A 22333-nucleotide genomic window follows, 5' to 3' on the forward strand; every position below is an offset into this window, starting at 1 on the left:
GAAGGAAGCCGTTTCGACCTGCTTGATGCAGGTGCAAGTTTGGTGACCCGTACGGGAATCGAACCCGTGTTTCAGCCGTGAAAGGGCCGCGTCCTAACCGCTAGACGAACGGGCCACGCTCGCTTGCGGAAGCGCGCATCTAGGGGGGCAGGCAGATTGGGTCAAGCCCTCATTGCGCACATTTGGAGAAAAACTTTGCACAGCCGGGTGCACGCGCGCCTTTAATCGGCAAAAGCTGCGTCTTCGAGGTGCAATTCAGCCGCAGGGCGAGGGCCCCAATCGTCAATCTTGACCCGCCCTGCGAGATGGAATCGGCGCTGAGCGCTGCGGTGCATGAGCGTTTGCGCCATTTCGGTTTCCGCGGCTCTAAAGGCGATGGCCTTGAAGCTTTGCCCGTCCTGACCACTGGCAATGACGCGCAAGTGATCTTTACCAACGATGTCGGCTTTGACGATGCGCACCGGACCGACCGCGATGCGCGGGGCAGGCCAGCCCACGCCATAGGGACCGGCGGCATCCAATGTGTTGACAAGTTCAGGGGTGAGCCCGCCAGGGGAGAGCGAAAGATCAAGCTGCATCGACTGAGCAGCACGCGCTTTCTCAACATCACGCGCAAGCCTTGTGTCGAGGAACTCGCTGAAAGCGGCCAGGTTCGATTCTTCAATAGTCAGCCCTGCCGCCATCGCGTGTCCGCCGCCTGCCACCAGCAAGCCTTCCTCGCGCGCGGCAATGATCGCAGCGCCAAGGTCCACCCCGCTGATCGAGCGGCCCGAACCTTTACCTTCTTGTCCGTCGAGAGCGATGACAATCGAGGGTTTTCCGGTCTTCTCTTTGATGCGCCCGGCCACGATGCCAATTACGCCGGGATGCCAACCGTTCGCCGATAGCACTTGCACCGCCATGTTGTGCTGCCCGTCAAGCTGTGCTTCTGCGGCCTCCTGCACGGCGGCTTCGATGGCGCGGCGCTCTTCGTTTAGAGCCGACAGCTGTTCTGCAATTGCGCGCGCTTCCTCGGGATCGGTGGTGGTGAGAAGGCGCACACCAAGGGTTGATTCCCCGATTCGCCCGCCTGCATTGATGCGCGGACCCAAGGCAAAGCCAAGATCGGAGGCGATCGGCGCGCGCTTCAATCGGCTTGCATCAATCAAAGCGGCCATCCCGATGCGATCACGCCGGCTGAGCACTTTCAACCCTTGCGCAACAAACGCCCTGTTAAGTCCGTGCAAAGCCGCAACATCAGCCACCGTGCCAAGCGCAACAAGATCGAGAAGCGCCATCAGATCCGGCTCTTTGCGGGTGTTGAAATAGCCTTGCGAACGCAGCGTGCGCACAAGCGCAATCGCGAGCAGGAACGCGACACCCACAGCGGCCAGATGCCCGTGTGAGGCGGCAAGGTCGCTTTCATCCAAACGGTTTGGATTTACGAGGGCAACAGTGGGGGGCAAGTCTGGCGAACATTTGTGGTGATCGACGACGATCACATCCACCCCGGCCTCCTTGGCCATCGTCAGCGCTTCATGCGCCATGGCACCGCAATCGACCGTGATGATCAGCCTGGAGCCGTCCTCAGCCAATTTGACCAAGGCTTCTCCGCTGGGCCCATAGCCTTCGAGCAGGCGGTCAGGAATGTAATAGCCCGCATCCACGCCCAGTGACCTCAACAGATCTATAAGCAATGCCGCGCTGGTCGCCCCGTCGACATCATAGTCGCCGTAAACAGTGATCTTTTCACCGCTCAGTACCGCTTTGGCGATACGCTGAGCGGCTTCGTCCATGTCGCGAAATTCCGACGGGTTAGGCAGAAATTCGCGCATGGTGGGCTTTGCGTGTTTGGCAATTTCATCTCGGGCAACCCCGCGAGAGACCAGCAATTGCTCAGTAATGTCAGCGGCAAGTCCATAGGTTTCATCGCCGCAATCCATGTTGCCCCCGCGCCAAACCCAGGCGCGGCCGCCGATGGATTGTGTGACGCCAAGAACATTGGAAAGGGTACGCGTTGCCATAAGGCGTTCAGATTAGCCGAACATCGCAGCGCATAACAGAGCCGACCATTGACAATCGACAGGCTGCTGGGCTTTGCCCGTTGCCATGGACGATGCCTCCATTCTTCTTGTCATCTGGCACAGCCGGACCAACGCCAGCGAGCAGATGGCACGCGCCGCTGCAGCCCATGAAAACGCCCAGATCATGCGAGCGCGCGACGTGCGTACCGAGCATATTCTGAAAGCTGCGGGCTATCTCTTTGTATGCCCTGAAAATCTTGCCTCCATGAGCGGCGAGATGAAAGAGATGTTCGATGCCAACTACTACCCGGTCCTGGGCAAAATTGAGGGCAGACCCTATGCCTCGATTATCGCTGCGGGGTCGGATGGAAGCGGTGCGCAGCGACAAATGGACCGGATCGCTACCGGATGGCGCCTCAAGCGGGTGGCAGACCCGATGATTGTCAATTTTGACGCGCAAACGCCAGAAGACATTTTGGCAATTAAAAGTGTTGAGGAACGTATTTTGGAAGATTGCCGCGAACTTGGCCTCTCGATGGGCGAAGGGATCGCACTGGGCGTCTTCTAATTACACGCGTGGCAAGGAACCAATCTGGTGATCGAACGCTGATGGACGTGGATTGGTCGCCAAGCGTTTGCGTTTTACATTCTGATCGGCGATAGGTGGGACGTGTGACACGGGCTGCCCACCAGTAGAAGGGAAAATCAGGGGGGTCTTGCGATAGCTGAACATCTTCCCCAACCGGCCCATGGTCTTTATCTCCTGTTCAATCAGGGGACGAGGCCAGATCGCCATGCTTTAAGAGAATTTGCCGCCTGTCAGCCGAGCGTCTCGGTGAGCCACGACCCGCTTGAAGGCGTTCCCATCCATCTTGCGAGCTCTGACGGGCAAAGCACTGAGGAAGCGGGCACTGTACTGGCCGCCAGCCAGCGCAAACGGACCTGGCTTGAGCTCCTGCGCGAGGGCATGACGTTTGAGGTTTCGGGGCTGGCCCCCGGCAATTCGCTCACATTGCCCAAGGTTGAATTTCTGTTCGATTTTGCGGATTTGCCCGAAACCTCGCAATATCAGGTGCTCCATCTGGCGCCTGGACATCATCTTGCTGAGGGAGAGCGGACATTACCCGTCGCCAAAGGCCTGCTTGGCCTTGCGCGCGACCTCACCCATCACTTTGAAGATTTGGTCGGTGTCATCTGGCCGGCCTCTTCCAGCGTGATCGGACGCCAGTTCTTTGAATCGGTTATCACCGCCTGGTTTGAAGGCGGACCGTTTCCCGCTTTAGGGCTCACCGCATTTCGCGAAACCAATGACGGCGCGCTTGAAACTCAGGGGCTCAGTTTCTGGATTGACCAAGAGCTCAGGATCGAGCCTCCGCTTTCATTTGAAAAGGTTTATGCAACCAGAATCGGTGTCAGATTAGTTAACCAGTTAGTATTGGTCGGCGGTGTAGATACCAGCGAGCGAGTGGTCGCTCCTGACGGCACAAAGCTGGTCTTGCGCCCCTCTCGCAATGGCAAATTTGTTCGAACATGGCGAGAATGACCGTCCGGAACGAGGGATTAGTTGTCTGGGATCATAGCGCCGATAACGGCGCGTGGAACATCAGGTGCAACATCGCTAGCGACAGTGCAGGGTACGCGGCCCTGTTGTGCTACCCAAACCACAATCACCTTCCAGTCGGTTAATCGCAAAAGCTCCCCCCGATACGACCCCGGTCTTCAACGCCACCACTTTCTGCCCAAGCAAATCCTAGGGAAACGCTACTTCAGCCAGATGTTTGCAAGTGTCGGAACGGTGAGAGTTGGCTTTGATGATTTCCGGTTTAATGGACTTCTTCTGCCGGCTACGGAAAAAGCAACGCTTGAAACTGGCCTCCCGCTTCATCGGGGCCCGCATCCCATCTATAACGAGCTTGTCATTGAGCGGGTGGGCACGATTGAAAGCCGCTGGGCTCAGGTAAAGCGCAAAAACCCTGAGATAGCGCGCGAGGAAGCGCTTGAGCGGATGCGGCTGTTGCAAAGGGCGCTGCGCCTGCGGCTCATTACCGAAGAAAAGACGTTTGTCCTTAATCGTAATGACCCGCTTGGCACCGGGTTTGATTTTGCAACGCTTGATGCAATGGCCGAAACGATCTGGAAATCGACCTAAATCCTAGCACCTAAGCCCAAGCGCTGTAATCACTTACCTCAAGCATCCGCGCGCGCGCTTCGTGATACTCGCGCTCAAAACGAGCGACCATGTCTTCGACAGTGCCAACCGATTTGACCGCGCCGATGCCCTGACCAGACCCCCAGATGTCTTTCCACGCCTTGGCCTTGGTGTTGCCGCCAGAGCCAAAGTTCATTTTGGAAGGATCGCTTTCAGGAAGGTTATCCGGGTCAAGGCCTGCGTTCTCAACCGAAGAGCGCAGATAATTGCCGTGAACGCCTGTAAAGAGGTTTGAATAGACGATGCCTTCTGCTGACCCATCAACAATCCCTTGCTTGTAAGCTTGATCAGCGTTTGCCTCTTCGGTTGCGATAAAGGCGCTTCCGCAATAACCGAAATCTGCGCCAACGGCTTGCGCTGCAAGGATAGATGCGCCGTGTCCGATAGAGCCGGAAAGCGCAACAAGCCCATCAAACCATTCGCGAATTTCACGCACGAGGGCAAAGGGCGATTGCACGCCGGCATGGCCACCAGCGCCCGCCGCGACGGGGATAAGACCATCTGCGCCTTTCTCAATCGCTTTGTTGGCGAAGCGGTTGTTGATGACATCATGCATGGTGATGCCGCCCCAGTTGCGAACGGCATCAAAAATTTCGGTGCGCGCTCCAAGCGAGGTGATGACAAGGGGAACCTGCCATTTCTCGCAGGTTTTCATGTCCTCCATCACGCGGTCGTTCGACTTATGGACGATCTGGTTGACAGCAAAAGGAGCCGCCGGACGATCCGGGTTTTCTCGGTTGTGCTTGGCCAGTTCTTCGGTGATCTGGTGGAGCCATTCGTCGAGCAGGCTTTGAGGCCGCGCGTTCAATGCTGGAAAGCTGCCGATGATCCCTGCCTTACACTGCGCAATCACAAGCTCAGGGCCTGAGACGATGAACAATGGCGAACCGATCAGAGGCAGGCGAAGACGGTCAAACGGGGCGGGCAGGGACATCAATTTCTCTCCAGTTACTCTTGCCTGGCGGCGTTAAGTTGCAAATCGCAATGTGACAAGCGCCTTTAGTCAAGCAGATGCTCCAACCCATAGAAGCGCGCAGCGTTGCCGGCATAAAGCGCTGCTTTTTCGTCCTCGCTTGCGGATTGCGTGAGCCGTTTGAAAGTGTTCCACAAGACCGCATAGCTCGCGCCCCAACGGTCGACTGGATAGTTGCTTTCGAGCATGGCGCGCTCAGGGCCGAATGCTTCGATACACGTCTCAATGTAAGGCTTCCAAAGCGGAGCGAGACGCTCAGACGACCAGCCTGCCGCCGGACCTTCAGGAGGAAGATCGCAATTGTGCATGGCAAGGCCGCCGAGCTTCACCATTACATTCTCGCACTTGCCCAATTCCATGATCGCCTCGCGCCATATGGGGAAGCGTTCCTCCAGCTTGCCAGCATAGCTCGCATTGCCAAGCGGGGTGCCGCAATGGTCAAGGCAGATCGGCGTGTCCGGGAAAGCGCGCGCCAGCTCAGTGACATCACTGATCTGCGGCTCCAAAATCCACGCATCGAAGCTCATTCCACGCTTGCCAAGCTCTGCAAAACCTTCGCGAAAGGTCGCGTCACGATAGAGCTCAGCGGGCGCATGGAAGGGAGGGCCAAGCACTTCGGGATCGGCGTCCCACGCTCCCTGATGACGTATGCCTTTGAAGCGCGTCGGAGCGGCGGCTTTGAGCGCATCGAGCACCTCGCCAGCAGCGGCACCCAAAGTGAGGTCTGCGTGGCCGACGATACCAGCGCAAAGGCGTGCATCGCCATAAAGCCCGCTGGCGCTTTGCGCGGCCACACCGTTTACAAATTCGACCTCGCCAACAACCTTCTTCGCTTCGCCATATGCGCCATTGTAGAATGCGCCGCATTCCATGAAAACGGTAGCAATGACGTTATGGCCGCTGCTCGTCACTTCTTCATTGAATTGGTCGAAGGTGTAATGCGCGACCGGGATCAGCGTCTCAAGAAAACGGTGCCGGGGTTCCGGGAACATCGGCAACATGGGCCGCAAATCCCACAAGTGGTGATGCGGGTCGATAATCGGCAGGTCGGCGTCCAGAATGGTTTCGGTCATGTGATGTCTCTCCCTCTTATGCCTCATTGTATGGCACGTTTGAGACACTTGAGACACTGTTCAAAGGCAAAAAACGAATTGCCTCGAAGGAGCTCTCAAAAATGCAAATTTTTAAGATGCTTACAGCGCAAAATGCACCGTTAACGCATGGCCGCGCGACAGTCTGTTTCATGCGGCTTTCATAGACCAGCGACCCAATTGTAGGAAACGCTGCGCCTGATCGTATCGGCTTAGCTGGCGACCGCCGAATTGGCCGCGCTCAAGACAGCTCGCACGCTGGCGGTGGCGACGTCTTCGTCGATGCCGCAGCCCCAAATGATCCGGTCGCCTGATTGACACATAAGGTAGGCGGCAGCGTTCGCATCGCGGCCTGTGCCAAGCGCGTGTTCGGAGTAGTCGAGCACTTTCAGATCGAGGTCGAACGCCTCTTCAAGAGTGGATACCACGCTTGAGATAAGGCCATTTCCGCGCCCTGAGACGCTTTGTTCGCCGCCATCAACCGCGATTTTGCCAACGAAAATGCGCGTGCCATCCGCGCCTCGGCTTTCTTCGTAATCGACCAGCTGGAATTTCTTGTCGCTGGTCTGCACGTGATAGGCGGTTCGGAAAGCCTCCCAAATGTCAGCGGCATTGAGTTCGCGCCCAAGTTCGTCGGCCATGGCCTGAACGTGCTTGGAAAAGTCGGCCTGCATCTTCTTGGGCAGTTTAAGGCCCTGATCCTGTTCAAGAACCCAGGCAAAGCCGCCTTTGCCGCTTTGCGAATTGACCCGGATGACCGCCTCATAATCGCGGCCCAAATCAGCCGGGTCGATGGGCAGGTAAGGCACACGCCACAACTCGTCATTCTGCGCCTGATGCGCTTCGAAACCCTTTTTGATGGCGTCTTGGTGACTGCCGGAGAAGGCGGTGTACACAAGCTCGCCGCCATAGGGGTGGCGTTGATGGACGGGCAGATCGTTGCAATATTCGACCGTTTCGATCACGCGATCGATGTCGGAGAAATCAAGCTGCGGATCAACGCCTTGCGTGTACATATTGAGCGCCATTGTGACGAGGCAGCAATTGCCGGTGCGCTCACCATTACCGAACAGGCATCCTTCAACCCGGTCCGCACCCGCCATCAGGCCAAGCTCTGCTGCTGCGACGCCGGTGCCTCGGTCGTTATGGGTGTGGAGGCTGATCACCGCGCTCTCACGGTTCGGCAGGTGCTTGCAGAAATACTCAATCTGATCGGCGTAGATATTGGGCGTTGCCGCCTCGACCGTCGCTGGCAAATTGAGAATAATAGGCTTGTCAGGCGTTGGCTGGAGCACTTCCATAACGGCGGCGCACACTTCGATGGAAAAGTCGAGCTCAGCTGTTGAGAAAGTCTCCGGCGAATATTGGAAATGCCAGTCAGTATCCGGCTGCGCGCATGCGCAATCGCGCATTACCTTTGCGCCGGTAACGGCGATTTCGCGCACTTCATCCTTGCTCATGCGGAACACGATGTCGCGCCATGCAGGGCTCACCGCGTTATACAGGTGCACGATGGCGGCGCGGCTCCCACGAAGGCTGTCGAAAGAGGTGCGGATCAGGTCTTCGCGGCTCTGCGTGAGCACTTGGACGAGCACATCTTCAGGCACCGCGTCGGACTTCACCAAGCCAGAGATAAAATCGAACTCGGTCGCACCAGCGCTGGGAAAGCCGACCTCGATCTCTTTGACGCCCACCTCGACAAGCAGGTCGAAAAAACGCCGCTTTTTGACCGCGTCCATCGGGTCGATGATTGACTGATTGCCGTCACGCAAATCGGTTGAGAGCCAGCGCGGCGCCTTCGTAATCGTGCGCGCGGGCCATTGGCGGTCAGGCAGATTGACTTGGGGGAAGGGACGATATTTGGCAGATGGGTTTTTCAGCATGGCCATGGGCTGTTCGCTTGTTTCTTGAATTATTCAGTAAAGTTGGCTTTTTCGGACCCTTGGACGGTGGGTCGCGCCGACTTACAAGCGCAAGAACCCTACGCCGCCCAAGGGCGGATAAGTCGTAGGAGTAGGCCTGTGCTGATAACCATGATTAGCGTCTATGCCGATTTATCATCGAAGTGCAAGCGGCACAGGGCGTAGATGCGGAGAAATTATGCCGTTTGTGACGTTTTTTCGCGGCCGTTTGTAACTTTCTCTCGCACTCAGGCGAAATGGTGAGTGATCCAGCAACAGGCTGCTGGCGCAATGACACATTTCCCAAGGAGGATTGCTCCCATGAAGACATCTTTGATTACGCTCGCACTTATGGCCGGACTTGCTGCGTGCAGCGGCGCGGCCGAAACCACGTCACAAGACGAGACTGCTGCCTCGCAAACCGCGCAAAGCCCCGCTCTGTTCGCTGATCTTGGCGGGGAAAATTCTGGCCCGATCCATACTGAGAACAAGGGCGATACGCTCGCGGTTTCTGGCTATGATGTGGTGAGCTATTTCACCGGAGACGGCGTGCCAGTGGAAGGTGCTGAACAGTTCACCGTGCGCTACGAGGGCTTCGATTACCGCTTTGCCAGCGAAGAGAACGCTCAGGCCTTTATCGAAGACCCGGCCAAATACGCGCCCGCTTATGGTGGCTACTGTGCATGGGCAATTGGTGCCAATAACGCGCTCGCCCCCGGTGATCCCGATGTTTACGAGATTGTCGATGGGACGCTTTATCTGAACTTCAACGAAGATGTTCAGGCGCGATGGGAGGAAGACATCCCCGGCTTCATCGAAAGCGGTAATGCAAACTATCCCACGCACTCACCCGATGAGCATTTTAAAGGGTGATAGACTAACCCTTCCTACCCGCAGCGCGCGTCGCGGATTATGCCGAGATTGTCGATCATAATGCTGAGGCGCGGGCTGGTGGGGTCGGGAATGATGGTTTGGCCCGGTTGCACAAAGCGCACTTCGCTTGCCCCGCTTGCCGCCATTCTGATCGCGGCTTTCGTTGCCAAATCAGCCTCTTTGCCGATGTAGTCGCCCATAAGGTTCGCACCGCAGGTTGCGCTGTTCGGATCTGTGAGAGTTCCGGGAACATAAGCGCCGGGCGCAGCGCCAGGGAGTGGTTTTGCAACAACCGGCGGGGACAATTGCGCAGGTTGAACGCCTTGGGCAGTTTGCCCTTGATCATCTTGCGGTGCCGCCCCTTGTTGCTGGGCAGCAGGACCAACCGCTCCGTTCCCCTTGATCCTTGCAGCAAAATCATCAGCGCTGACATTATTGTCAGTCGGCTCAGCCCCGCAAGCCGCCAAGCTCAGCGCCAATGGCGGTACCAGAAGACACGCGAATCTTTTCATGGCCGTCACTCGTTTGTTTCTATTGATGGGATGCAAGAGGCGCTCGCCGTTGCAGTTTTATGACGCATAGCGAATTGGGGCGAGCTTATCGAATGGGGCGATTACGCAACCGATCTCTTGTGAGTTGGTCGACACTCGTCACCCCCATAAGCTTCATCCCGCGCTCAATCTCATCCTTAAGGATCGACAAAGCACGCTCAACCCCGTCTTGCCCCGCCGCTGCAAGGGCATAAAGGTAAAGCCTGCCGCCCGATGCCGCAGTGGCTCCGGTGCACAAGGCCTTGAGCGCATGAGTGCCGCGCCGCACGCCGCCATCGCAAATGATTTCGATCTGGCCGCCGACCGCATCGACGATTTCTTCGAGCTGATCGAAAGGGGCGCGGCTGCCATCCAACTGGCGTCCGCCATGGTTGGAAATCATGATCCCATCGGCGCCCATATCGACCGCTCGGCGCGCATCAGCGACGCTCATCACGCCTTTAAGGACGAATGTGCCGCCCCATTGCTCGCGGATTTGGGCGGCGGTGTCCCACGTCATCGAGGTGTCGAGCATGGTGTTGAAATAATCCGCGATACTCAGCGCCTTGCTCGACCCTTCGGCGACGTGTGTATCGAGATTGGGCAGGCGGAATTTCTCGCGAAACACATAATCCAGCGTCCAGCGCGGCCGTGTTGCGTAACTCCAAACGCTTGCAGGCGTGAAACGGGGCGGGGTGGTGAAACCGCTGCGAAGGCATCTTTCACGCTTGCCCGAAACGATGGTGTCGACCGTCAGGGCGATGCAATCAAACTTCGCCGCATGACACCGTTCAATCATATGAGTGTTCAGACCTTTGTCCTTGTGAACGTAAAGCTGGAACATCTTGGGCCCACTGGTGAGCTCTGCGATTTCTTCAATCGAGCGGGTGGCGAGGCTTGATATCCCGAACCATAGGCCGAATTTCTCCGCCGCCTTGGCTACTGCGGTTTCTCCTTGCCAATGAAAGGCGCGCTGGACAGCCGTGGGGGAAAGCAGAAGGGGCAGGGCGCTTTTGCGGCCAAGGATGGTGCAGGATGTGTCAATCTCCTCCACCCCGGCAAGCACATCGGGCACCAGATCAACGCTATCGAAACTTTGCGTGTTGCGCGCCTTAGTCAGCTCATCATCAGCCGCCCCGTCGATATAATCGAACACGGGGAAAGGGAGCCGCGCTTTGGCGAGTTTCCTAAAGTCGTCGATATTGTGACAATCAGAGAGCTTCATAACGTCAGCCCTTGGCTGATTGGCTCTTTATTGTCGAGAGTGGGTGTCGCTTGAAATTTTTGTGGGCGGCCTTGTCACCTTCACAGCGTTGGCGACGAACCAGAGAGGTGTGGCTTTGGTTTGTGCGCCTGCTGCCTGACAGGCGCACGCTTGGGTGTGGCTGAAGGGTTGTTCCTCCTACAGCCTTTCAGTCACACTCTTTCGTGTTTTTCCGGGGTCAGCAGGCGGGATCGGGCGCATTGGAACGCTGCGCAAGCGATTGGACTGTATAGCGTTGCTCAATCCGGTCGGCTGCGCATGAGCGATATTTGGGATCTTGGACCAAGCATCCTTCTCCGCAAATGAGCCGGGCGGTGCCTGTCTCGTGATCGATGTGCCAGAAACGGCCCCCAGGCGTTGCGACATAGCCATCAATGCCGCTGGCCATATCGCTTTGAATGTCCTGAATGGACGGCACTTCGCTATCATATTGCGGGCCATAGCTGCCATGCGTGTGAAAGCTTGCGACCGGGACCATTCCGGGTTCATCGTAATAGATGAGGTCGCAGGTCGCCTCTGATCCGCCCGTCTTTCGCCCCATGCCAAGCGTGGCATCGGCGCTTTCAAAGATAATGCCGCAAAGCTCAATATTTTCGGAAAAACTACGCGACTGGACTGCGTTCAATTGCTCTTTGGCGAATGCTTCAACTTCGGCTTGAGGGAGCGTCGCTTGAAGCGCCTCTGGTCCCTTTACGTTGCCATAGGCTCTGATCAAGATCACCACAAAAGCGATGGCGCAAAGGGCATAAATAATGCGGGTGGAGGACAGGTTCATGCCCACCACCCGTAGCGCCTAGTTCTTTGTTTTGTCGACCAGCTTATTGGCTGAAATCCAAGGCATCATCGCGCGAAGCTCTGCGCCGGTTTTCTCGATCGGGTGAGCTTCAGCACGCTTGCGAGCAGCTTTGAGCTCAGGCTGGCCAGCGCGGTTGTCGAGGACGAAGTTCTTCACAAAACGGCCCGACTGAATGTCATCAAGGACGCGGCGCATTTCGGCTTTGGTTTCCTCGGTGATGATCCGCGGACCCGTGGTGATGTCGCCATATTCTGCGGTGTTCGAGATCGAATAACGCATATTGGCAATCCCGCCTTCATAGAGGAGGTCAACGATCAGCTTGGTTTCGTGGAGACACTCAAAATACGCCATTTCAGGGGCGTATCCGGCTTCCACCAGTGTTTCAAAACCAGCCTGGATCAAGTGAGTGACACCGCCGCACAGAACGGCTTGCTCACCGAACAGATCGGTTTCGCACTCTTCGCGGAAATTGGTTTCGATGATTCCAGAACGCCCACCGCCAACGCCCGATGCGTAGGAAAGCGCCACGTCTTTCGCAGAGCCGCTTGCATCCTGATGGACCGCGATGAGGCAAGGCACGCCGCCGCCGCGCTGATATTCGCTGCGCACGGTGTGACCGGGGCCTTTTGGCGCAATCATGATAACGTCGATGTCGTCTTGCGCTTCGATGAGGCCGAAGTGGACGTTGAGGCCGTGAGCAAAGGCCAGCGCGCTGCCGGGTTTCATCTTGCCATGAATATCATCGGCATAGATTGCGGCTTGATGTTCGTCAGGTGCGAGGATCATGAGAATGTCTGCCCACTCGGCAGCTTCCGAGTTGGAAAGCACTTTGAAGCCAGCGTCTTCAGCCTTTTTCGCGGTGGCAGAACCTTCGCGAAGAGCGATAGCTACCTCGGCAACGCCGCTATCACGCAAGTTTTGCGCGTGGGCGTGGCCTTGTGAGCCATAGCCGAGGATGGCGACTTTCTTAGATTTGACGAGCGCAAGGTCCGCGTCGGCGTCGTAATAGACTTTCATGGGTGTTCCCTTTGATTATTCGTTTGAATGATGAATTTCGGTGTGGTGTCAGCTGTCGTCAGCGCCGCGCATCATGCCGACAACGCCTGAGCGTCCGACCGATACAAGGCCAAGCCCACGCATGAGGGCAATGAAACTGTCGATTTTGTCAGGCGCGCCGGTGAGTTCGAAGACGAAGCTTTCGGTGGTTGTGTCCACCACATTGGCGCGGAAAACCTCTGCGATGCGCAGCGCCTCGACGCGAGATTCGCCTTTGCCAGCGACTTTGATCAGAGCCAGCTCGCGCTCCACGTGCGGTCCCGCTTGCGTCAGATCCGTGACCTTATGGACAGGGACAAGCCGCTCCAATTGCGCCTCAATCTGGTCGATCACTTCTGGTGGGCCATTGGTGACTACGGTGATGCGGCTGATCGCATGATCGTCCGAAATATCGGCCACGGTAAGGCTGTCGATGTTGTAGCCGCGCGCGGTAAAAAGGCCGGTGATCTTGGCAAGAATACCCGGTTCATTGTCGACCGTGATGGTGAGAACGTGGCGTTCGCTTTGTGCGCTTTTGATTTTCATGTGTCGCAGTTCCTAAAGCCGTCGTTTAGACGAGCGCCTTCGCTTCATCGTCCATCGTGCCTTCGACCTGATCGCCATAAAGCAGCATATCGGTGTGCGCCGCGCCCGACGGGATCATCGGGAAGCAGTTCGCATCCTTGGCAACGCAACAATCGACAATCACCGGACCATCGTGGTCAATCATCGCCTGAATGCCAGCATCAAGGTTCGCTTCATCGGTGATGCGAATACCCTTCCAGCCATATGCTTGGGCAAGCGCGACGAAGTCGGGAAGGCTATCCGAATAGGAGTTGGAATACCGGCTTTCATAGGTCAGTTCCTGCCACTGGCGGACCATGCCCATATATTCGTTGTTCAAGATGAAAATCTTGACCGGGAGACGGTATTGGGAAGCCGTTCCAAGCTCTTGGATATTCATCTGGATTGATGCCTCGCCAGCGATGTCGATGACAAGGGTGTCGGGATTGCCCAATTGTGCGCCGATGGCAGCGGGAAGGCCGTAACCCATCGTCCCAAGCCCGCCAGAGGTGAGCCATTTGTTGGGCTTGTCGAAACCAAAATATTGCGCCGCCCACATCTGGTGCTGTCCCACTTCGGTGGTGATGATCGGCGATTTATCGTGGGTGAGGGCATAAAGCCGCTCAACCGCCTTTTGCGGCATGATCGCTTCGGGGTTCTTGCGTGACTTTTCGGGGTAGGCGAGGCATTCACGCGCACGCCAACCAGCAATGCGCGCCTTCCATTCGCCAAGATCACGGGCCGAGCGATCACCCCAGGCAGAAATCAGCTGTTCCAGCACGGTCGCGCAATCGCCAACGATGCCAAGGTCAACAGGCACCGTTTTGTTGATTGACGAGCGGTCGATGTCGATGTGAATCTTCTTGCTTCCCGGAGAAAACGCATCAAGACGCCCGGTCACGCGGTCGTCAAAACGCGCGCCGATGCAGACCATGACATCGCATTTGTTCATCGCCATATTGGCTTCATAGGTGCCGTGCATACCCAGCATCCCGAGCCAATCTGGATGAGTGTTGGGAAAACAGCCAAGCCCCATGAGCGTCGATGTGGTCGGCGCTCCGGTCAAATCCTGAAGCTGGCGCAGCAATTCGCTCGCGCGAGGCCCAGAATTGATCACGCCGCCGCCGGTATAGAAAATTGGCGCATCGGCGCCTGCGATCATTTCGATTGCTTCTGCAATCTGATCTGCTGGCGCAACGGTTTGCGGGGAATAACGATTGGCCGCCGGGCGCGCAGAGGCGTTCGATTTCGATGGCACTGCGATTTGGACATCCTTGGGGATGTCAACCACAACCGGGCCCGGACGACCCGTTGTGGCGATGCGGAAAGCCTCTTCCAACGTCGCGACAAGGTCAGCGGGGTCTTTTACGAGGTAGTTGTGCTTGGTGCAGTGACGCGTGATGCCAACGGTATCCGCCTCTTGAAAGGCGTCGGTTCCGATCAAGCCAGTAGGAACTTGCCCGGTGATGACGACCATTGGGATCGAGTCCATCCATGCATCGGCGATCCCGGTGACAGCATTGGTCGCGCCCGGTCCAGAAGTAACAAGAACCACGCCCGGTTTACCAGTAGCGCGCGCATACCCTTCGGCTGCGTGCGCTGCGCCCGCTTCGTGACGGACGAGGATGTGGCGAATACGGTCATCGCCAAACAGTTCGTCATAGATGGGCAGCACCGCGCCTCCGGGATAGCCGAAGACATATTCGACCCCCTGGTCGATCAGGCATTCCATCAAAAGGGCCGCTCCAGAGCGCTGTCCCACGTGTCTTACTCCCAAACAAAATGACCCATAAAAAAAAGCCCGGTGCAAATTCGCATCGGGCCGGTCAGGTCATCTATAACTAGATCCCGATCAGCCCGAATGTCCCACAATAAGCACAACTGCCATGATCGATAATCCTGTTTCAAACTTACCCGTCAAACCAGATCGACGTGCCCGCATTCTAGCGGGTGTCGCCTTGAGAACCAAGCCCAGCTTGACCTCTTGATAGGCGTGGCTAGGCGATAGAATCTAATTGGTCAACCCTTATTCTTGTAATAAAGAAACAAAAGAGGCTCTAATATCGATATATTTGGATTCATCGCGGGTCCAATCTTCCGGGCATTGGTTGCGAAGCCAGGTGAACTGACGTTTGGCATATTGCCGCGTGGCGGTGGAACCTGCTGAGATGGCTTCCTCTTTCGAGATATCACCGCGCACCAACGCTGCGATTTCGCGGACACCAATGGCGCGCATTGCAGGAAGGCTGGGATCAAGATTGCGGGCGAGCAATGCCTCGACCTCTTCAATCGCGCCATCTTCGAGCATTTGCGCAAATCGCACGTCACAACGTTCATACACCCACTGACGTGGTGGCATCATCACGAGCGGGTGCAGGGTGATTTCCTCACCAATCCCGCCCGTTTTCGCCAGTTGCCAATCGCCAAGCGTCACGCCTGTTGAGCGCTTTACCTCAAGCGCGCGGGCGATGCGCTGGCTGTCGGTCGGCTCCAACTCACTTGCACGCACAGGGTCTTCGACCTGTAGCGCCTTGTAAGCATCCTCGGTTTCCATCGCGCGGACGACTTCGCGGACCTCCGGTTCAATCGCGGGGATGGGGGCGATCCCTTCAATCAGGACCTTGAGATACATCCCCGTGCCGCCAACCAGGATCGGCACGCCGCCTTCTTTTTGGACTGAAGCAATTTCTTTGCGCGCCCTTGCCGCCCAATCGGCAGCCGAGCACGCCTCGCTTGCATCCCATGCGCCATAGAGCCGGTGGTCTGCTGCCTCGCGTTCTTCTGCGGTGGGTGAGGCGGCGAGCACCGGAATGTCGGCATAAACTTGCATACTATCGGCGTTGATGATGACGCCTTTGCGGCCCTGTTTTTCCAGAGCTTGAGCGAGCTCAAGCGCACACGCGCTCTTGCCGCTGGCGGTGGGCCCTGCAATGAGAGCAACCGGTGGTGCCCCACTCGCGTCGCTTGGGGCCGTATCGTTAGGAGAATTCTTCGTGCTCATTGCGCGTCTGATAGCAGACCAGCCGGATTGGGAAACACGTCTTCGCGAATTGAGCGATGCTTTGGCCTCCGGCGGCATGGATGTTCAATCCATTGGCGCGTTGCCTGATCTTGGCGCAGTGTGGGAATTGCGCGTGGACGATGGCGACAAGGTACAGCTTCTCGCGGCCATCGACACCCACATCGGCCCATGCGATTGCCTCGTCAGCGGCGCGCAGATCGAGGTTCCAACGCTGTTCGTTTCCGACATGGATTCAACCATGATCGGGCAAGAGTGCATTGACGAGCTAGCCGATTTTGCCGGGCTCAAAGACCAGATTTCCCAGATCACCGAGCGCGCAATGCAAGGCGAGCTTGATTTTGAAAGTGCGCTTTTGGAGAGGGTTGGGCTGTTGGAAGGGCTGGAAGAGGGCGCAATCGAACGCTGTCTGGCCGAACGGATCGTGCCGACACCAGGCGCCGAAGTTCTCACCCGTACGCTCAAAGCGAAGGGCGCACGAACCGTGCTCGTGACCGGGGGTTTCCATCATTTCGCAGATGAAGTGGCCGAGTGGCTCGGTTTCGACCGGGTGGTCGGCAATCGTTTGGGTGTGTCCGAGGGAAAGCTAACGGGCCGGCTTGATGGCCCAATCTCGGACGCGAGCACCAAGCTAGCCACTCTGCGCGAGGAAGCGGCCCAGTTGGGTGAGAGCGCGCGCGTGCTGGGAAGCGGGGATGGGGCAAATGACATCCCCATGCTTGAGGCGGCTGACTATGGCTTTGCATATAGGGCTAAGCCCAAAGCGCGGGCGATGGCCAATGGACGCGTTGACCGAGGGGATTTGACCGTGATCCTCTCGCTTCTGGGCATCCCGAAGGATGATTGGGTGGTAAGCTAATCCTTAATCGCCAACGCGCGCCGGCACCTATTTACATCAATGTAAGTAAGTGGTATTAGGTTTTTCATAACAACCGTTTTGCTAGACCGAGATTCGTTATGACTAACCATGCACAATATTCGCAAATGCACGCCAGTGATGGCACCGTGGTGCGTCACCCGGACCGTCCTCAGCCGCGCTATTCCTTGCCTCGTGCGATTAAAAACTTCGGCCTTCTGATGAAGGACAAGGAAGACACGAGCCTGGTCTTCAAAATCTACGAATCGCTTCCGTCCCGCAATTTCATGCCCCGCGTGAAAGAATTTGGTCTTTCAGAGCGCGGCGAATTCCTGCGCCGGACTGAACCAAGCTTGCCTGAAATTCTCGACGATCATGCTGAACTTCGTAAAACGCCAAAAGGTAGCCTTGCGCACGCCTATTGTGATTTTATGGAGAGCGAAGGCCTATCGGCAGCAGGTCTGGTTGCCGAGAGTGAGCGCCTTGGTCGCAACAAATACGACGATTTGGTGCAATGGTATTCGGAGCGTTCACGCGATACGCATGATCTTTTCCACGTCCTCACCGGCTATGGCCGCGATGCTTTGGGTGAACAATGCGTGCTGTTGTTCACACATGGACAATCGCCTTCGCAAGGTCACTTGCTGATTGGATATGCCGGGGCTGCCAATATCAAGAAGATGGTGTGGGGCTCAAAAGCTCCGGTCATGGGCGCAGTGCGTCAGGCCAAAGCAACGGGCCGAGGCGCGCCCGCGCTGCTCGAACAACCCATTCGTGAGCTTTTGAAACAACCCGTTGATGAGGTTCGCCGCGCGCTTAATATCCCACAGCCGACTATGTACAATGAATGCCACCGCATCTGGCGCGAGGAGGGCATTGATCCTTATAACTTGCTCGCCTCTGAAAGCAGCAGCGAGCCGGTCGCGGCTTAAAGCCAGCTGGAAATCTGGCTAAGCGGTTTCTTCCGAAGCGCTTTGGCAGGGACGGTTGCATCATCGCTTGGCCGTCCCACCACCACGATCATCAGCGGTTTTTCCCATTCCGGGCGCTCGCACGCCTCACGCAAGAAACCCATGGGTGAGGGCGTGTGGGTGAGGGTGGCAAGCCCTGCTTCGTGCAATGTTGCAATCAACATCCCGCAGGCAATTCCGACGCTTTCGTTGACGTAGTAGTTTTGCGTCTTGCCGTCTTCTTCGATCCCGCCTTTACGCTGCGCGAAGACGACGATGAGATAGGGTGCAGTTTCCAGAAACGGCTTGTCCGCATCGGTGCCAAGGTCTTTTAATGCGCCGAGCCATTCGTCGCTGGCCTTGGGTGTGTCGCCATCCTCGCCGTAAAACCGCCGCTCTTCTGCCTCGGCAGCCTCACGGATTGCGCGCTTCTTTTCTGGCGATGACACCACGGCAAAATGCCAAGGCTGATGATTGGCGCCATTGGGCGCGGTACCTGCCGCTTCAATCGCTGCCTCGATCACTTCGCGTGGGACCTCGGCATCGGAAAAATATCGGCACGTGCGCCTTTCTTTTAGCCGGTCGCGCATGGAACGCGCGCGGGCGATGCTTTCATCGTCAGGCAGCGCAGTAAGCGAGTAGGGGATATGATCATGGTCACGCATCGCGCAGTATCTATCCGTGCTTTTGCTCAAGAACGCCAGTGGACTTTTGAATGCTAGGTTTTAGATTGGACCGGCAAAAGGAGAAGCGCCCAGTGTCTCTACTTGATCGCCCATTGGTGGACAAAACCCGTGTCGTATCGGGGTTTCGCCCGCTTAAAGTGCTGCACCACTTCCGCAAATTGATCGCGGATAAGGAAGACACAGAGCAGGTCTTTCATATTATCGAGGCAACCAAGGGCAAGCGTTCCCATCAACAGGCGTGGGACTTTATCAGATCGGAAGATGGCCAGCGCTTCCTTCGCGAAGGGACTGATATTCCTGCATTGCTCGACGCGCATGAAAACTGGGCGGATCTGCCAGAGAACAGCGTTGGCCAGCATTATATCCGCTTTATGAAGAGCGAGGGGCTGACCGCGCAGGGCCTTGTCGATGAAAGCCATAAATGGGCGCCGCCTGAACAATTGCCACAGGATTTGACGCAGTGGTATTTTGAACGTCTGCGCGACACGCATGACCTTTTCCACGTGCTCACCACTTATGGACGCGACGCGTTGGGAGAGACGTCTCTGCTTGGCTTTAGCTATTCGCAAAATCACAACAATGGTATTTTGTTCATTGCCTATGCGGGGGCGCGTCAGATCAAGAAAGTGACGGGTACCAAGGCCCCGCTTTTTGCATCTGTGCGTGAAGGGCAGCGCAACGGCAAAGCAGCGGCGAAGATCGCTCATCTCGATGTCGCGGCGCTTATGCGCGAAGACATTGATGAAGCGCGCGCACGGTTGGGGATCAAGCCACCGCTAATTTATCGCGAATGCCTCGATATTCTGGCGTCGGAAGGATATTCGACCCAAGAGCTTGGGCTTTCTGCCGAGGAAAGTCCGCAGCCGCAGGCGGCCTAGGGTTTTACAACCCGCCCATCGCCATACAATCCCCTGCATCGACGGCGAGGTGCCAAAGCGCACCTGCACCCAATGCGCGCGCCCACCAACGCGGAACGAGAAGTAAGGCGAGGTAAATGAGCGCCGCTTCCCAGCCGTGAAAGGTGTGAAAGCCAATAGAGCAGCGATCGGGATCGAACATCGGCACCGCCCATAGGTGGTCAATGTCGATCGCATTGCTCGCGACCATGACTGCACCAAAGCGCTTCCAATCGGTGCGGTAGATGGCCCAAGCGATAAGGAAGGGCGCGAGGAAGTGGCCGCCGTAGTGGAGGATGGGTTGGAGAAGTTCCACCTAAGCGAGTCCGCGCGCAGGCGGGGACCTCCAGCAGCCTCGCGCTCCATTGCGCAAGATCCCCGCCTTCGCGAGGAATCGCGGGTTCATTAAGCGCCCATCCAATCGTCAAAGAAGCTCTTATGCGCGGCGCGCATCTCCTCAATCGAAACGCCAAGCAGCGTATCGCCGCCAACGGTCCCAATGCGGGTAAAGCCAACCATTTCCGCCTCAGATATCTCGGGACCTGCGGCGAGTTCCTTGTTGAAGTCATCGAGCTTGTCGGCGTTGACCGTCACGACATAGCGCGCCTGATCTTCGCCAAACCACCACTGAGCTGCGGTGTAGTCATCGCTCTCACTTACTTCAGCGCCAAATCCGCCACTCATTGCCATTTCGGCAAGTGCCACGGCGAGGCCACCATCGGAGATGTCGTGAACCGCTGAGAGCAAGCCCATTTCGATAAGCCGCCGAACGATATGTCCCGCGCCGCGTTCGGCATCGAGGTTCACCGGAGGTGCGCGGCCCTCATCGCGGCGGTGCACCACGTCGAGCCAGAGTGACTTGCCAAGGTGCGAGCGGGTGGGGTCGGGCTTGGCCCAGAATTCCGGCGCGATAAGGTAGATCGCATCGCCCTCTGCCTTGAAGGCTGGCGTGACCATTTTCGACGCATCTTCGAGAATACCCACGCCGCCGATCGCAGGCGTTGGCAAAATCGCTGAGCCGCCGCCTGTCGCCTTGCTCTCATTATAGAGGCTGACGTTGCCCGAAACGATGGGGAAATCTAATGCGCGACACGCATCGCCCATGCCTTCAAGCGCGTGGACGAACTGGCTCATAATCTCAGGGCGCTGAGGGTTTGCAAAGTTGAGGCAGTTGGTGACAGCCAAGGGCCGCCCGCCCACTGCGCAAATGTTGCGATAAGCCTCGGCGATTGCCTGTTTCCCGCCCTCATAAGGGTCGGCATAGACGTAGCGCGGGGTGCAATCTGTGCTGATCGCGAGGGCTTTGCCTGTGCCATGAACGCGCACAACACTTGCATCGCCGCCGGTTTGAAGCGTGTCGGCCATCACCTGACTGTCATATTGCTCGGTGATCCAACCGCGCGAGGCAAGGTTGGGGGAGGCAAGCATCTTCAAGAGGTCCGCGCCCGGATCGCTGGTGTCGGGCGCATCGCTCATAGGCTTGATACCAGCCCACTCAGCGTATTCTTGTTTTGAAATATAGGGGCGCTCATATTCCGGCGCATCAGCAGCCAAGGGGCCGAGCGGAATGTCGCAAACGACTTCGCCGTCGAATTCGAGGACCATGTGCTGCGTATCGGTAACTTCGCCGATCACAGCGAAGTCGAGTTCCCACTTCTCAAAGATTGCCGCAGCCATCTCTTCCTTGCCGGGCTTCAAGACCATGAGCATCCGCTCCTGGCTTTCAGACAGCATCATTTCGTAAGGTGTCATGCCCTCTTCGCGGCAGGGAACCTTGTTCATGTCGAGACGGATCCCCGCCTTACCATTGGTCGCCATTTCAACGCTTGAGGAGGTGAGGCCGGCAGCGCCCATATCCTGAATGGCGACAATCGCGTCAGTCGCCATCAGCTCAAGACACGCTTCGATCAACAATTTCTCGGTGAAGGGATCGCCCACCTGGACGGTGGGACGCTTGGCTTCCGCGTCTTCTTCGAAGTCCGCACTTGCCATCGTTGCACCGTGGATGCCATCGCGGCCCGTTTTTGAGCCGACATAGACGATAGGATTGCCAACGCCCGTCGCCGCGGAATAGAAAATCTTATCCGCATCCGCGATGCCAACAGTCATGGCGTTCACAAGGATGTTGCCGTCATAGGCGGGATGGAAATTGGTTTCTCCGCCCACAGTTGGCACGCCGACGCAATTGCCATAGCCGCCAATGCCGGCGACCACGCCTTGCACAAGGTGCTTCATCTTAGGGTGATCTGGCCGACCAAAGCGAAGCGCGTTCATATTCGCCACAGGCCGCGCGCCCATTGTGAAGACATCGCGAAGGATCCCGCCAACACCCGTCGCTGCGCCCTGATAAGGCTCGATATATGACGGGTGGTTGTGGCTCTCCATTTTGAAGATCGCCGCCTGTCCATCGCCAATGTCGATAACGCCCGCATTCTCACCCGGACCGCAAATCACCCAAGGCGCCTCGGTCGGCAGCTTTTTCAGATGAAAACGCGATGATTTGTAGGAGCAGTGCTCGGACCACATGACCGAGAATATGCCAAGCTCGACCAAATTGGGCTCGCGCCCAAGGCCAGCGAGCACGCGCTCGTATTCTTCAGGGGACAGTCCGTGCTGTTCGACGATTTCCGGGGTGATTTCGCTCATGCGCGCTCCCTTAAGCCAGAGGCTGCCAATCGCCAACCCGC

21 protein-coding genes and 1 tRNA gene are annotated in these 22333 nt (G+C 57.1%); 7 read left to right on the plus strand and 15 right to left on the minus strand.

Going from position 1 to position 22333, the window contains the following annotated elements; translation table 11 throughout:
* Positions 1–40 precede the first annotated feature (40 nt).
* A tRNA-Glu gene (locus INR77_RS09375) sits at positions 41–115 on the minus strand.
* A 106-nt stretch (positions 116–221) separates the two neighbouring features.
* Complete coding sequence (gene recJ / locus INR77_RS09380; RefSeq protein ID WP_223070813.1) at positions 222–2003, minus strand: single-stranded-DNA-specific exonuclease RecJ; 1782 nt, start codon at positions 2001–2003, stop codon at positions 222–224.
* 85 nt (positions 2004–2088) lie between these two features.
* Here recJ and INR77_RS09385 point away from each other — a divergent pair, with 85 nt between their 5' ends.
* The 3 genes from INR77_RS09385 to INR77_RS09395 all read left to right on the plus strand — a co-directional run bounded on the left by INR77_RS09385 (position 2089) and on the right by INR77_RS09395 (position 4152).
* Positions 2089–2571 carry a flavodoxin family protein gene (locus tag INR77_RS09385; protein WP_223070814.1) on the plus strand — a complete coding sequence of 161 codons (483 nt, stop codon included), beginning with the start codon at positions 2089–2091 and terminating at the stop codon, positions 2569–2571.
* Between the two features lie 267 nt (positions 2572–2838).
* Positions 2839–3546: a hypothetical protein gene (locus INR77_RS09390; protein ID WP_223070815.1), complete on the plus strand. Its 708-nt coding sequence runs from the start codon at positions 2839–2841 to the stop codon at positions 3544–3546.
* Between the two features lie 84 nt (positions 3547–3630).
* Complete coding sequence (locus INR77_RS09395) at positions 3631–4152, plus strand: AHH domain-containing protein (protein WP_255574014.1); 522 nt, start codon at positions 3631–3633, stop codon at positions 4150–4152.
* 10 nt (positions 4153–4162) lie between these two features.
* Here the strand turns inward: INR77_RS09395 and INR77_RS09400 are convergent, their stop codons facing one another.
* The 3 genes from INR77_RS09400 to leuA form a co-directional block, all read right to left on the minus strand.
* On the minus strand, positions 4163–5146 hold the full coding sequence (locus INR77_RS09400; RefSeq protein ID WP_223070816.1) for a nitronate monooxygenase family protein: 984 nt from the start codon (positions 5144–5146) through the stop codon (positions 4163–4165).
* A gap of 65 nt (positions 5147–5211) precedes the next feature.
* Positions 5212–6258 (minus strand): amidohydrolase, encoded by a 1047-nt coding sequence (locus INR77_RS09405; protein ID WP_223070817.1) that lies wholly within the window; start codon positions 6256–6258, stop codon positions 5212–5214.
* A gap of 230 nt (positions 6259–6488) precedes the next feature.
* Positions 6489–8165 carry a 2-isopropylmalate synthase gene (gene leuA, locus INR77_RS09410; RefSeq protein WP_223070818.1) on the minus strand — a complete coding sequence of 559 codons (1677 nt, stop codon included), beginning with the start codon at positions 8163–8165 and terminating at the stop codon, positions 6489–6491.
* A gap of 333 nt (positions 8166–8498) precedes the next feature.
* Here leuA and INR77_RS09415 point away from each other — a divergent pair, with 333 nt between their 5' ends.
* Positions 8499–9050 (plus strand): YHS domain-containing (seleno)protein, encoded by a 552-nt coding sequence (locus INR77_RS09415; protein WP_223070819.1) that lies wholly within the window; start codon positions 8499–8501, stop codon positions 9048–9050.
* A gap of 14 nt (positions 9051–9064) precedes the next feature.
* On the opposite strand, the gene INR77_RS09420 is transcribed toward INR77_RS09415, so the two are convergent.
* The 7 genes from INR77_RS09420 to miaA all read right to left on the minus strand — a co-directional run bounded on the left by INR77_RS09420 (position 9065) and on the right by miaA (position 16240).
* Entirely contained in the window at positions 9065–9562 is a 498-nt protein-coding gene (locus INR77_RS09420) for an I78 family peptidase inhibitor (RefSeq protein ID WP_223070820.1), read from the minus strand.
* 85 nt (positions 9563–9647) lie between these two features.
* A complete protein-coding gene (locus INR77_RS09425; protein ID WP_223070821.1) occupies positions 9648–10805 on the minus strand; it encodes an alpha-hydroxy acid oxidase in 1158 nt (385 codons plus the stop codon).
* Positions 10806–11022: 217 nt separating this feature from the next.
* A complete protein-coding gene (locus tag INR77_RS09430; RefSeq protein WP_223070822.1) occupies positions 11023–11619 on the minus strand; it encodes a DUF4329 domain-containing protein in 597 nt (198 codons plus the stop codon).
* Between the two features lie 18 nt (positions 11620–11637).
* The gene (gene ilvC, locus INR77_RS09435; RefSeq protein ID WP_223070823.1) at positions 11638–12657 is read right to left on the minus strand and encodes a ketol-acid reductoisomerase; all 1020 of its coding nucleotides are present in this window, start codon (positions 12655–12657) and stop codon (positions 11638–11640) included.
* Positions 12658–12705: 48 nt separating this feature from the next.
* Positions 12706–13221 carry an acetolactate synthase small subunit gene (gene ilvN, locus INR77_RS09440; protein ID WP_223070824.1) on the minus strand — a complete coding sequence of 172 codons (516 nt, stop codon included), beginning with the start codon at positions 13219–13221 and terminating at the stop codon, positions 12706–12708.
* A 25-nt stretch (positions 13222–13246) separates the two neighbouring features.
* Positions 13247–14971 (minus strand): biosynthetic-type acetolactate synthase large subunit, encoded by a 1725-nt coding sequence (gene ilvB, locus INR77_RS09445; RefSeq protein ID WP_370632319.1) that lies wholly within the window; start codon positions 14969–14971, stop codon positions 13247–13249.
* A gap of 294 nt (positions 14972–15265) precedes the next feature.
* Positions 15266–16240 carry a tRNA (adenosine(37)-N6)-dimethylallyltransferase MiaA gene (gene miaA, locus INR77_RS09450; protein WP_223070826.1) on the minus strand — a complete coding sequence of 325 codons (975 nt, stop codon included), beginning with the start codon at positions 16238–16240 and terminating at the stop codon, positions 15266–15268.
* Here miaA and serB point away from each other — a divergent pair.
* Both serB and INR77_RS09460 read left to right on the plus strand, forming a co-directional pair.
* Positions 16233–17117, plus strand: coding sequence for a phosphoserine phosphatase SerB (gene serB / locus INR77_RS09455; RefSeq protein WP_255573717.1), 885 nt, complete (start codon positions 16233–16235; stop codon positions 17115–17117). The genes miaA and serB overlap by 8 nt on opposite strands.
* Before the next feature lie 98 nt (positions 17118–17215).
* Positions 17216–18046: a Coq4 family protein gene (locus INR77_RS09460; RefSeq protein WP_223070827.1), complete on the plus strand. Its 831-nt coding sequence runs from the start codon at positions 17216–17218 to the stop codon at positions 18044–18046.
* Here INR77_RS09460 and INR77_RS09465 read toward each other — a convergent pair.
* Positions 18043–18729 (minus strand): nitroreductase family protein, encoded by a 687-nt coding sequence (locus INR77_RS09465; RefSeq protein WP_223070828.1) that lies wholly within the window; start codon positions 18727–18729, stop codon positions 18043–18045. The two genes, INR77_RS09460 and INR77_RS09465, sit on opposite strands and share 4 nt — an antisense overlap.
* Positions 18730–18821: 92 nt before the next feature.
* Here INR77_RS09465 and INR77_RS09470 point away from each other — a divergent pair, with 92 nt between their 5' ends.
* Positions 18822–19628, plus strand: a complete 807-nt coding sequence (locus INR77_RS09470) for a ubiquinone biosynthesis protein COQ4 (RefSeq protein WP_223070829.1) — start codon at positions 18822–18824, stop codon at positions 19626–19628.
* Between the two features lie 4 nt (positions 19629–19632).
* Here the strand turns inward: INR77_RS09470 and INR77_RS09475 are convergent, their stop codons facing one another.
* Together INR77_RS09475 and purL are read right to left on the minus strand one after the other, a co-directional pair.
* A complete protein-coding gene (locus INR77_RS09475; RefSeq protein ID WP_223070830.1) occupies positions 19633–19962 on the minus strand; it encodes a DUF6122 family protein in 330 nt (109 codons plus the stop codon).
* Positions 19963–20051: 89 nt separating this feature from the next.
* Positions 20052–22292 carry a phosphoribosylformylglycinamidine synthase subunit PurL gene (gene purL / locus INR77_RS09480; protein ID WP_223070831.1) on the minus strand — a complete coding sequence of 747 codons (2241 nt, stop codon included), beginning with the start codon at positions 22290–22292 and terminating at the stop codon, positions 20052–20054.
* Positions 22293–22333: the final 41 nt, after the last annotated feature.

It is taken from the genome of Erythrobacter sp. SCSIO 43205 (assembly GCF_019904235.1).
GTDB lineage: Bacteria > Pseudomonadota > Alphaproteobacteria > Sphingomonadales > Sphingomonadaceae > Erythrobacter.

Bases quoted from the DNA above. Each gene is read 5' to 3' on its own strand.
- recJ (WP_223070813.1), bottom strand. From the start codon at position 2,003: ATGGCAACGCGTACCCTTTCCAATGTTCTTGGCGTCACACAATCCATC.
- INR77_RS09385 (WP_223070814.1), top strand. From the start codon at position 2,089: ATGGACGATGCCTCCATTCTTCTTGTCATCTGGCACAGCCGGACCAAC.
- INR77_RS09400 (WP_223070816.1), bottom strand. From the start codon at position 5,146: ATGTCCCTGCCCGCCCCGTTTGACCGTCTTCGCCTGCCTCTGATCGGT.
- INR77_RS09405 (WP_223070817.1), bottom strand. From the start codon at position 6,258: ATGACCGAAACCATTCTGGACGCCGACCTGCCGATTATCGACCCGCAT.
- leuA (WP_223070818.1), bottom strand. From the start codon at position 8,165: ATGGCCATGCTGAAAAACCCATCTGCCAAATATCGTCCCTTCCCCCAA.
- INR77_RS09415 (WP_223070819.1), top strand. From the start codon at position 8,499: ATGAAGACATCTTTGATTACGCTCGCACTTATGGCCGGACTTGCTGCG.
- INR77_RS09420 (WP_223070820.1), bottom strand. From the start codon at position 9,562: ATGAAAAGATTCGCGTGTCTTCTGGTACCGCCATTGGCGCTGAGCTTG.
- INR77_RS09425 (WP_223070821.1), bottom strand. From the start codon at position 10,805: ATGAAGCTCTCTGATTGTCACAATATCGACGACTTTAGGAAACTCGCC.
- INR77_RS09430 (WP_223070822.1), bottom strand. From the start codon at position 11,619: ATGAACCTGTCCTCCACCCGCATTATTTATGCCCTTTGCGCCATCGCT.
- ilvC (WP_223070823.1), bottom strand. From the start codon at position 12,657: ATGAAAGTCTATTACGACGCCGACGCGGACCTTGCGCTCGTCAAATCT.
- ilvN (WP_223070824.1), bottom strand. From the start codon at position 13,221: ATGAAAATCAAAAGCGCACAAAGCGAACGCCACGTTCTCACCATCACG.
- ilvB (WP_370632319.1), bottom strand. From the start codon at position 14,971: ATGGAATGCCTGATCGACCAGGGGGTCGAATATGTCTTCGGCTATCCC.
- miaA (WP_223070826.1), bottom strand. From the start codon at position 16,240: ATGAGCACGAAGAATTCTCCTAACGATACGGCCCCAAGCGACGCGAGT.
- INR77_RS09460 (WP_223070827.1), top strand. From the start codon at position 17,216: ATGACTAACCATGCACAATATTCGCAAATGCACGCCAGTGATGGCACC.
- INR77_RS09465 (WP_223070828.1), bottom strand. From the start codon at position 18,729: ATGCGTGACCATGATCATATCCCCTACTCGCTTACTGCGCTGCCTGAC.
- purL (WP_223070831.1), bottom strand. From the start codon at position 22,292: ATGAGCGAAATCACCCCGGAAATCGTCGAACAGCACGGACTGTCCCCT.